The organism is uncultured Tessaracoccus sp., from assembly GCF_947255005.1.
Classification (GTDB): Bacteria; Actinomycetota; Actinomycetes; order Propionibacteriales; family Propionibacteriaceae; genus Arachnia.
This window is the reverse complement of the sequence record NZ_CAMYFI010000077.1, coordinates 1-9,611: the sequence shown is the minus strand read 5'-3', so window position 1 is coordinate 9,611 and position 9,611 is coordinate 1. Positions and strand designations below refer to the sequence as shown.

Here is a 9,611-nt window from a genome sequence, read left to right as displayed (position 1 = left end):
ATCCCAGCCTGCCACGAGGCTGCGAGGCACGCACCGGAACTGCCAGATAGACTCAGGTGCATGGACCCAATGTTTTGGTACGCGCTGGGGCTCACGATGCTCGCAGGTTTATCGACGTCAATCGGCGGCGTGATCGGGGTCCTTGGCAAAGCGAAATCGACGTGGCTGCTCGCCCTCGGCCTCGGTTTCTCCGCAGGTGTGATGATCTACGTCTCGCTCGTGGAGATCCTTCCTCAGGGGCGAGACAATCTCGTTGCTGCGTGGGGCGCGACGCCTGGCAACTGGGCCGCAGTCGGGGCGTTCTTCAGTGGCATCGCGCTCATCGGCGTCATCGACCGCCTCGTGCCCGCCGCGATCAACCCGCACGAGCCCAGCACGGTGACCGACCAGGCGCGCTCCCGCGCGCTCATGCACACCGGCGTGCTCACCGCGGTCGCGCTCGCGATTCACAATTTCCCTGAGGGTTTCGCGACGTTCATCGCCGCCCTCCAGGAACCGCAAGTGGGCATCGCCGTCGCGCTGGCAATCGCCATCCACAACATCCCGGAAGGACTCGCCGTCGCTGTGCCGTTGCGGCACGCCACCGGCTCACGGCTCAAGGGGTTCTGGTGGGCCACGCTCTCGGGGTTCGCGGAGCCGCTGGGGGCAGTCGTCGGGTACCTGTTGCTGAAGCCCTACATCTCCGACGCGCTGCTCGGGCTCGTGTTCGCAGGCATTGCGGGGATCATGGTGTTCATCTCGATCGACGAGCTCCTCCCCACCGCCGAGGAGTACGGAGAACACCATTGGGCCATGTACGGCGTGATCGCCGGGATGGCCGTGATGGCGGTCTCGCTTGCCCTCTTCCTTTGAAGCACCTGCCCGGGTACCTCAGCGGTGGGCATTTCCGTGCTGACTACGTCTGGTGGGCGGCATCGACCCCACGCAGGAAGATCCCTCGGCATGTATACTCACTGCGCGAGAGGGGTGCAGAGGCATCCTCGAAGAACTGTCACATGGGAGAAGTACATGAGCAAGCGTGCGTTCGCAGCCCTATCTGCTGCTGCACTCCTGGCGACGGCCGGGGCGGGGATTGCCTCCGCAGATAACACGGATCTGTTCGTCGAGATCCAGCAGCCGGCCGACCAGTCCGTCTACCCGGTCGGCGCGGATGTCCCCGTTGCCGGCAAGGTGGGTGCTGGCGCCGACTCGACCGCGAAAGCCAGCGTGGTGTTCGTCGTCGACGCCTCGGGGTCGACGCTCACGCGGGTCAACGACAAGTCGGTGTTCGAGTGGGAACAAGACGGCGGCAAGGCGCTGCTCAAGTCGCTGCGTGGTGATTCCAACGCGGTCCAGATGGGCGTCGTCTACTTCAGTGATGAAGCCAAGGGGTTCGGGCTCTCCAACAACCTGCAGGACGTTGACGAGTGGCTCTCCTACGATCACAGCTCGGCTGGTGTCTCCGCATGGGGCACTGACTGCGAGACCGGCATGGCCGAAGCTAACCGTCTGCTGGACGGCGTGAAGGGCCACAAGCGCATCTACTTCCTGACCGACGGCATGTGCAACGGGCGGCAGGCGGATCTCGACGCTGAGGTCAAGAAGGCCAAGGACGCGGGCATCGATGTGCGCTCGATTCACACCACCGAGGCTTCGGAACAGTGCAAGGAGGACGCGCTGCAGGCCAACGAATGCATCTACGCCGCGGATCCCTCCAAGCTTGTTGCACAGCTGCCTGGCGAGACCAAGCCCACCGTCGAGACCCTCAAGGTCACCGTCACCAACGACAAGGGTGAGGTGGTGAAGGAAGCTGATCTCTCCGACGAGGTTGGCGTCGCGATCATCGAGGACTGGAAGCTGGGTGTTCTGAAGAACCTCCCGGCCGGTAAGTACACCGTCACCGCCAAAGCCACGGCCCAGGGCGGCGCCACGGCCACCAACGTCGTGACCTTCACCATCGGTGAAGCAGGCGACACCGCCTCGCCGGAGCCGACCGAGACTCCGTCGCCCACCCCGGCACCCGAGCCGGAGAAGCCAGGTCTGCCCAACACCGGCTGCTGACCAGCGCTGACGCACACGGCCCCGGAGAGCATCTCGCTCTTCCGGGGCCGTGTTGCTGTTCGTGTTCAGATCAGAGCTCGTGCTCCAGACGTTCCTGCACGGTGCGGATTGCTTCCGCGCTGGAGCGCAGAGCGGCGAGTTCGTCGTCGGAGACGGGGAGCTCGAGCTGCCGACCGGCGCCGGAGCGGGAGACCACCGTCGGCACCGACATGCAGATGCCGCTGATGCCATGCCAGTCGTCGAGCTCCCGGGAGACGGGCAGGACGGAGTGCTCGTCGCGCAGAATCGCTGACAAGATGCGGGTGGCGGCCAAGCCGATGGCGTAGTTGGTGGCGCCCTTGCCTTCGATCACTTCATAGGCTGCGCGCACGACGCGGTGGGCGATCTCCGCGCGCTTCTCTGCGTCGAGATGGCTCACGCCCTGCTCCCATTCGGCGATCGGGACGCCGCCGATGGTGGCCATGCTCCACAACGGGATTTCTGAATCTCCGTGCTCGCCGCAGACGTAGGCGTGGATGTTGTTGACTGCGATGTTGGTCTCCTGCGCGAGGAGCTGACGAAGCCGCGCCGTGTCGAGGACGGTGCCGGAGCCGAAGACGCGCTCGGGAGGGAGCCCGCTGATCTTGAGGGCCGCGTGTGTGGTGACATCCACGGGGTTGGTGACCATGAGGAAGATCGCGTCGGGGGAGCGCTCGATGAGCGGCGGAATCACCTGCTGCATGAGCCGTACCGTCGTCGCTGCGAGGTCTAGGCGGGTCTGGCCCGGCTTCTGTTTCGCGCCGGCGGTGACTACGACGATGTCCGAGCCTTCCGTGGCCGCCGGGTCTGGCGAGCCCTGAATCACGGCTTCGGGGAAGAACTGCGAGCCGTGCGCGAGGTCGAGTGCCTCGGCGCGGACCTTCGCTTCGTTGATGTCCTGGAGCACGATGTGACGCGCGGTGCCCTGCATCAGGGCCGCATACGCGAGCGACGAACCGACGGCCCCCGCGCCGATGATGGAGATCTTGGCGCCTTCACGCTGAATGGTATTCACGCTCCCATCAAACCACACGGGCCAAGGGAGTGTCGGGGCCCGACGTCGCCCTCAAGCTGTTCGACACCATGACGCGTTTCGGCCCCCGCGCGGGTGTACCGTGCAGGGGCCGAATCGAAAGTGGCGACGGTGGGCGTCAGGCGTCGATGAGTAGCATCGCCATGTGCCACAGCTCGTCGTTGAGCTCCTGCGGCACCTTTCTGCCGAGCGAACGCAGCCAGCGACGGATGCGAGGCAGCTCGTCCTTCCATTCCTGCGGCTGGAAGCCCACCACCTCGGCCAGCACGTCGCGGTCGATGTCCAGGCCGTCGACGTCGATGTCCTCGGGTTTCGGGAGCAGGCCGGCGGGGGTGTCGAGGGCGTCCACCTTGCCTTCGATTCGATCCACCATCCACTTCAACGCCCGGCAGTTTTCGCCGAAGCCAGGCCACATGAAGTGCCCTTCGGCGTCGCGACGGAACCAGTTGACGTAGAAGATCTTCGGCAACTTCCGGGGGTCGGTCTTGGCGCCCATGTTCAGCCAGTGCTGGAAGTAATCGCCCACGTGGTAGCCGATGAAGGGAAGCATCGCCATGGGGTCGCGACGCAGCACGCCCACCGCGCCCTTCGCAGCCGCCGTCGTCTCCGACGAGCACGTGGCGCCCATGAACACGCCGTGCTCCCAGCTGCGCGACTGCGCCACCAGCGGGATGGTGTTCTCGCGTCTGCCGCCGAAGATGATGGCGTCGACGGGAACCCCGCGCGGATCGTCGTATTCCGCTGCCAGCGTGGGGATCTGGCGGATAGGAGTGCAGAACCGGCTGTTGGGGTGCGCGGCCTTCTCATCGGGGCGGCCTCCCTCGGGGCCGCGTTCGCGGCTCCAGGAGCGGCCCTTCCAGTCGGTGAGGTGGGCGGGTGCTTCGTCGGTCATGCCTTCCCACCACACGTCGCCGTCGTCGGTGAGCGCCACGTTGGTGAAGATGGAGTTGCCGGCGTTGATGGCGGCCATGGCGTTCGGGTTGGTGCTCTCGCCGGTGCCGGGGGCGACCCCGAACATGCCATCCTCGGGGTTGACTGCCCAGAGCCGGCCATCGTCGCCGAGGCGCATCCAGACGATGTCGTCGCCGAGCGTTTCCGCCTTCCAGCCGGGCAGCGTCGGGTTCAGCATGGCGAGGTTCGTCTTGCCGCACGCCGACGGGAAGGCTGCCGCGATGTGGTAGGCCTTGCCCTCGGGAGACGTGAGTTTCACCAGGAGCATGTGTTCGGCCAGCCAGCCCTCGTCGCGCCCCATCGCTGAGGCGATGCGCAGCGCGTAACACTTCTTGCCCAGCAGCGCGTTGCCGCCGTAGCCGGAGCCGTAGCTCCAGATGGTGCGCTCTTCGGGGAAGTGGCTGATGTACTTCGTGTCGTTGCACGGCCAGGGCACGTCGCGGGCGCCGTCAGCCAGGGGCATACCGACGGAGTGCAGGGCGTGCACGAAGCTCGCCTCCTGCTCTTCCATGACTTTGAGCGGCTCTTCGCCCATGCGGGTCATGATCTTCATGGAGACGACGACGTAGGCGGAGTCGGTGATTTCGATGCCGAACTTCGGGTCTTCGGCGTCGACGTGGCCCATGCAAAACGGGATCACGTACATCGTGCGGCCCGCCATGCAGCCCTCGTAGAGGGGTGTCATGATCTGTTTCATCTGCTTCGGGTCCATCCAGTTGTTGGTGGGCCCGGCGTCGTTCTCGTCGACGGAGCAGATGAAGGTTTGGTCTTCCACGCGGGCGACGTCGTCGGGGTCGGACACGCAGTAGAGGGAGTTCGGTTTCTTGGAATCGTCGAGACGTCTGGCGGTGCCGGATGCGATGAGGGCGTCGGCGAGACGCTGATACTCCTCGTCGGATCCGTCGCAGAAGTAGACGTCGGTGGGTTTGGTGAGTTGGGCCACCTCGTCCACCCAGCTGATGATGCCGGGATGGTTGGGGATGCGGCCGGAAATGGGCAGGTTGGACAAGGCGTCAGTTGACGCGAGCAGCGCGTTCATTCCACTCCTTTGGGGCGCAGCGTGCGGGTATGCCTTCACCATAACGCGACCCCAGCGAGTTCGGCCAATTTGGCCTGTGCTATAGCGTTCGTCCTGACAACTTTGGTGGTTTGCCCGGCACCCGTCGCCTGGGGGTAACGGCGCGACCTAACCCAATATCCACACGCGTTTGCCCAGAAGGGCCAAAATGGCCTGATTTTTGAAACGGATGTGGATATTGGGTTAGGTCGAGCAGGTAACGTGAGCCTTCCAACCGCCCCCCAGCTTGGGAGCCATGATGCAAGACACCCTCCGCCCCGGGCTCACCGCCACCATGGACTACGAGGTCCCGGTTGAGCGCACGGTCCCCCACCTTCTGCCCGAGGCGCCCCATTTCTGTGAGATGCCGGAGGTGCTCGCCACCGGGTACATGGTGGCGCTCATTGAATGGACGTGCATGCAGGCGCTCGACGGCCACCTCCGCGAGGGGGAGAAAACCGTCGGCGTGCACGTCAACCTGAGCCACGAAGGGGCAACGCCCATCGGTCAGCCGGTGCATTTCAAGGCGGAGCTCACCGACGTGACGGAGCGCGGGAGGCTCACGTTCGCCGTGGAAGCCATTGATGACAAGGGCTTGATCTGCCGCGGCACGCATGAGCGCGCCGTGATCGATGTGGCCCGTTTCGAAGCCAGCCTGGATAAACGACGATAGGCCTCGCCGGAGCGCGGAGTTTGGTCAGGGGTGCGGGGTAGGCTCTGCCCATGCTCGACCTGCACCGTCGCCCGTGGCTTGCCGTCGTGGTGGGCGCCGTGGTGCTCGTGCTCGCCGCATTAGGAGCGACGAGTGGGCTGGGCCCGCTCATTGAAGATCAGCCACGCGCTCCGGTCAGCATGGCGCCGCCGTCGATACCCATGACCACCGCCACCCCCAGCGAAGTTCCTCCCGACATTGGGGAGGGGGAGCCGCCCGACTCTCCGACGTGGCTGTCCGAGTTGCTCACCGCGCTGTTGTGGTTGGCGGCAGCGACGGTGACCGCAAGCCTCGCGGTGTGGTTAGCCCGGCGGCTGCGGCGCATGTCGTTTCGACGCGGTGACCCCGGCCAGGAGGGAATCGAGGTGCCAGAGGTGCGCGAGGGGGAGCTTGCAGAGCAGTTCGACGATACCCTCGCCCGACTGCGCTCCGGTGTCGCGGTAGAAGATGCCGTGGTGGAGTGCTGGCGCAAGCTGGAGGCCGCTGCGGCCCGTGCGGGTGTGGCGCGTCGGGCCACGGACACGTCGGAGGAATTCATCCTCCAGGTGCTCGCGGGCACGAGCGTCGACGAAGCGGCCCTGCGTGAGCTGGGCGGGCTCTACACACAGGCGTGGTATTCCGGTCGCGTTCCTGGCGACGATGCGAGGGCCACGGCTGTGGCCTGCCTGGAACGGCTTCGAGACTCGATGGAGGCACGAGTATGATCGCGCAGCAGTGGAAAGAACTGCCTCGTCAAGTGGGTATTGGCCTGCCGGTCGCGGTAGGGGTCGTCGTGGTGGCCGGGCTGGCCGGTTACAAAGTGCACCCGTGGCCACTGCTGGGGCTGGGCCTCGTGGCGGGTCTCGCGCTGTGGCTCGTCGTCACCCATCACCTGGCCTCGCCCGACGCGGCGTGGCCGGTACCGTCGCCGCCGTCGCCACCCTCGCCGAGTAACACCGACCTGACCACGCGCCGCACCGCAGCCCTCCTCCGCGACGCCCAACCTGGCCGCGCCTTCACCCATGAGAAGCTCCAGCAGACCCTCGCTGAACTGACCTACGGGAGGCTTCGTCGTGCGGGCACGCTGCCCCCTGAAGCGGGTATCGAGGAGGCGCTGCCCCACATCAGCCGGGCATTGGGCACTTACCTCCGCACGTCCCCTGCGCCGCCACTCAACCGTCGCACTATGCGAGCCTATGTAAAGGAGATCCAGCAACTATGACGCTCAGCATTTCCGACGCTGCCAGCATCGCCCATCGAGTGCTCGACGCCGTCGACAGCGTGGTGGTGGGTAAACGTAGCGAGCTCTCGCTCGTGCTCGCGGGCATCCTCGCAGGCGGCCACGTGCTCCTGGAAGACCTACCCGGGTTAGGGAAAACGCTGGCAGCGCGCTCACTCGCGCAGGCGTTGGGGCTCGACTTCGCCCGCGCCCAGTTCACGCCCGACCTGCTCCCCGCCGACCTCACCGGTTCCTTCGTGTACCAGCAAACGACGAGCAGTTTCGAGTTTCGCGAAGGTCCCATCTTTGCCGGGCTCCTCTTGGCCGACGAGATCAACCGCACGCCGCCAAAAACCCAATCGGCGCTCCTTGAAGCGATGCAGGAACGCCAAGTCACCGTCGAGGGTCAGACCTTCCAGCTGCCGGTGCCGTTCCACGTGCTGGCTACAGCAAACCCCGTCGAACACGAGGGCACCTACCCGCTGCCTGAGGCTCAGCTCGACCGCTTCCTGCTCCGCCTGAGTTTCGGGTACCTGAGCGCGGACGGGGAGTGGGAGGTGCTGGCTCGACGGATCAGCCGTCGCCGTGAGGGCGCCAGCGTTGCCTCCGTGTGTACCGCTGACGAGTTGCTTGCCGCGCAGGCAGCCGTCGAGGAGGTGCATGTGTCGGAGCCGGTGGGGCGCTATGCCGTCGACGTGGTGCGCGCCACCCGCGTGCATCAGCACACGCTCGTGGGTGCGTCGCCGCGAGGCTCGCTGGCGCTGGTGCTGGTGGCGCGGGCGGTGGCGCTCATCGCAGGCCGGGACTTCGTCACCCCCGACGACATCAAGCGCCTCGCCATCCCGGCGCTGGCGCACCGCATCACGTTGAAACCCGAGTTGTGGCTCACCGACGTGACGCCCGATGTCGTGGTGCACCAGGCGTTGGACAGCGTGCCCGTCCCGGATGCCGAACAGTGATACAGCCCACAGCCGCACACACACGAGCCTGGCTCTCGGGGGCCGGCGCTTTGTTGGCAGGCGTGCTCATCGGGCGTGTCGACGTGCTGCTGCTCGGCTTGCCCTTCCTGCTCTATGCCTTGTGGGCGGCGGTGTCGCGCCCGGAATCGGTGCCGGAAGTGACACCCAGCATCCATCACACCCAACTGGATGAAGGTGACGCCCTCACCTACCGGATCACCGCGCCTCGCTGGCGCGGTTTCGTCGCCATGCAGGTGGAAGGTCAGCCAGGGCTCGGCACCACGCCTTCGATGGGAGCGACGGTGGCGTGCGGTGAGCGAGCCACCGTCGACGTGCAGCCGCAACGCTGGGGGAGGTACCTCGTCGACGTGGGGCCGGTGCTCCTCACCGACGCGCTCGGCGCGTGGCAGGCTGTGGGCGCGAGACAGCAGTTGCGGCTCACGGTGCGCCCGCAGTCGGAGCGCATCGTGGGTGGGTCCGGGGTGCAGCGCCCCATCGGTATGAGCGGCCTTCACCGCTCGCGGGCGCGAGGCGAGGGCACCGAGCTCTCCGACGTCCGCGAGTTCACCACCGGCGACAGGCTCCGTCGCGTCAACTGGCGCGTCACCTCTCGACTCCCAGGCGTGTACGTCAACCAGATGTTCACCGAACGGGACACCGACGTGCTCATCGTGGCCGACAGCGCTCTCGATGTGGGCGTCGTGGAAGGGAGCAGCACACTCGACGCACTGGTGCGCGCGATCACTGGTGTGACAAGGCATTACTGTGCGTTCGGCGACCGCGTTGCCGTACATGATCTGGGTGCGCGCATCGGCTCCGTGCGGCCTGGCACCGGCAACCGGCAGCTCCGCACCGTCATCAGCACACTGGCGCGAGCCCGCTCAACGGGGCAGGGCGACGATCGGGTGCGACGGGTACGCTCTCTTCCCACTGGCACGCTGGTGTTCGTATGTTCGCCCCTCATGGGAGCCGACGTGATCGACGAGGTGGTACGGCTGCGCAGCGTCGGCGGTGAGGTGGTGGTGATCGACACCTTGCCTCCGGACGTGGGCACGAACTTCGACGCCTTCCGCGCCGACTCGTTCCTTGCCGAGGCCTGGGCGCTACGACGGATGCAGCGCGAGCATCTCGTCGAGCGGCTCGAAGCAGTGGGCATTCCCGTGGTGACCTGGGAGGGCCCCGGCACATTGGCGGCGGTGCTGCAAGCAATGGAGGCGGCGCGACAGGCGCCGAGGAGGCGACGATGATCGAACGCGGCGCTGACTGGGTGTACGTGGCGCAGATCACCAGCGGGCCGCAGTGGCTGCTGCGCGTGGTGGTGCTGTCAGCGGCAACAGGGGTGCTCGTCGCGGCCAATATATGGGCGTCGTTCGTGCTCGCGCCGTATCTGTCGGCGGCGTGCGCGGTGGCGGCGCTGTGGCTCACAGTTCGGCCGGAGTCGAAGGCGGGCGGGGCATTCGTCGCGCTCGTGATGCTGTGGTGGCTCGTTGCCGGTGCTGAGGCGCCGCTGTGGCAGGCTGGGGTGGTTGCACTGCTGCTCGCGGTGCACCATCTGGGTTTGGCCTATGCGACTGCTGCCCCGCCCTGGGTGGGGGTGGAGCGCAGCGCCTGGCGGCAATGGCTGCGTGGCTTGGGTATATACC

The 9,611-nt window shown here is 66.3% G+C and carries 10 protein-coding genes; 8 read left to right on the top strand and 2 right to left on the bottom strand.

The genetic code is table 11. The features are described from left to right. The first annotated feature begins 60 nt into the window (after positions 1–60). Both zupT and Q0X61_RS11740 read left to right on the top strand, forming a co-directional pair. Positions 61–852 (top strand): zinc transporter ZupT, encoded by a 792-nt coding sequence (zupT, locus tag Q0X61_RS11745; RefSeq protein WP_297742875.1) that lies wholly within the window; start codon positions 61–63, stop codon positions 850–852. Between the two features lie 156 nt (positions 853–1,008). After that, a complete protein-coding gene (locus Q0X61_RS11740; protein ID WP_297742874.1) occupies positions 1,009–2,040 on the top strand; it encodes a VWA domain-containing protein in 1,032 nt (343 codons plus the stop codon). A 70-nt stretch (positions 2,041–2,110) separates the two neighbouring features. Here the strand turns inward: Q0X61_RS11740 and Q0X61_RS11735 are convergent, their stop codons facing one another. Both Q0X61_RS11735 and Q0X61_RS11730 read right to left on the bottom strand, forming a co-directional pair. After that, positions 2,111–3,073 (bottom strand): L-lactate dehydrogenase, encoded by a 963-nt coding sequence (locus tag Q0X61_RS11735; protein ID WP_297742872.1) that lies wholly within the window; start codon positions 3,071–3,073, stop codon positions 2,111–2,113. Between the two features lie 136 nt (positions 3,074–3,209). After that, positions 3,210–5,081 (bottom strand): phosphoenolpyruvate carboxykinase (GTP), encoded by a 1,872-nt coding sequence (locus Q0X61_RS11730; RefSeq protein WP_297742871.1) that lies wholly within the window; start codon positions 5,079–5,081, stop codon positions 3,210–3,212. 274 nt (positions 5,082–5,355) lie between these two features. On the opposite strand from Q0X61_RS11730, the gene Q0X61_RS11725 reads away from it, so the two are divergent. The 6 genes from Q0X61_RS11725 to Q0X61_RS11700 form a co-directional block, all read left to right on the top strand. Next, entirely contained in the window at positions 5,356–5,772 is a 417-nt protein-coding gene (locus tag Q0X61_RS11725; protein WP_297742869.1) for a thioesterase family protein, read from the top strand. Positions 5,773–5,822: 50 nt separating this feature from the next. Then, positions 5,823–6,515: a DUF4129 domain-containing protein gene (locus Q0X61_RS11720; RefSeq protein WP_297742867.1), complete on the top strand. Its 693-nt coding sequence runs from the start codon at positions 5,823–5,825 to the stop codon at positions 6,513–6,515. After that, positions 6,512–7,012 carry a hypothetical protein gene (locus Q0X61_RS11715; RefSeq protein ID WP_297742865.1) on the top strand — a complete coding sequence of 167 codons (501 nt, stop codon included), beginning with the start codon at positions 6,512–6,514 and terminating at the stop codon, positions 7,010–7,012. The genes Q0X61_RS11720 and Q0X61_RS11715 overlap by 4 nt, the downstream gene beginning before the upstream one ends. After that, a complete protein-coding gene (locus Q0X61_RS11710) occupies positions 7,009–7,968 on the top strand; it encodes a MoxR family ATPase (RefSeq protein WP_297742863.1) in 960 nt (319 codons plus the stop codon). The genes Q0X61_RS11715 and Q0X61_RS11710 overlap by 4 nt, the downstream gene beginning before the upstream one ends. Before the next feature lie 62 nt (positions 7,969–8,030). Beyond that, a complete protein-coding gene (locus Q0X61_RS11705) occupies positions 8,031–9,215 on the top strand; it encodes a DUF58 domain-containing protein (RefSeq protein ID WP_297742861.1) in 1,185 nt (394 codons plus the stop codon). Continuing rightward, a partial coding sequence (locus tag Q0X61_RS11700; protein WP_297742860.1) for a hypothetical protein occupies positions 9,212–9,611 on the top strand: 400 nt, incomplete at its 3' end. The genes Q0X61_RS11705 and Q0X61_RS11700, both read left to right, overlap by 4 nt.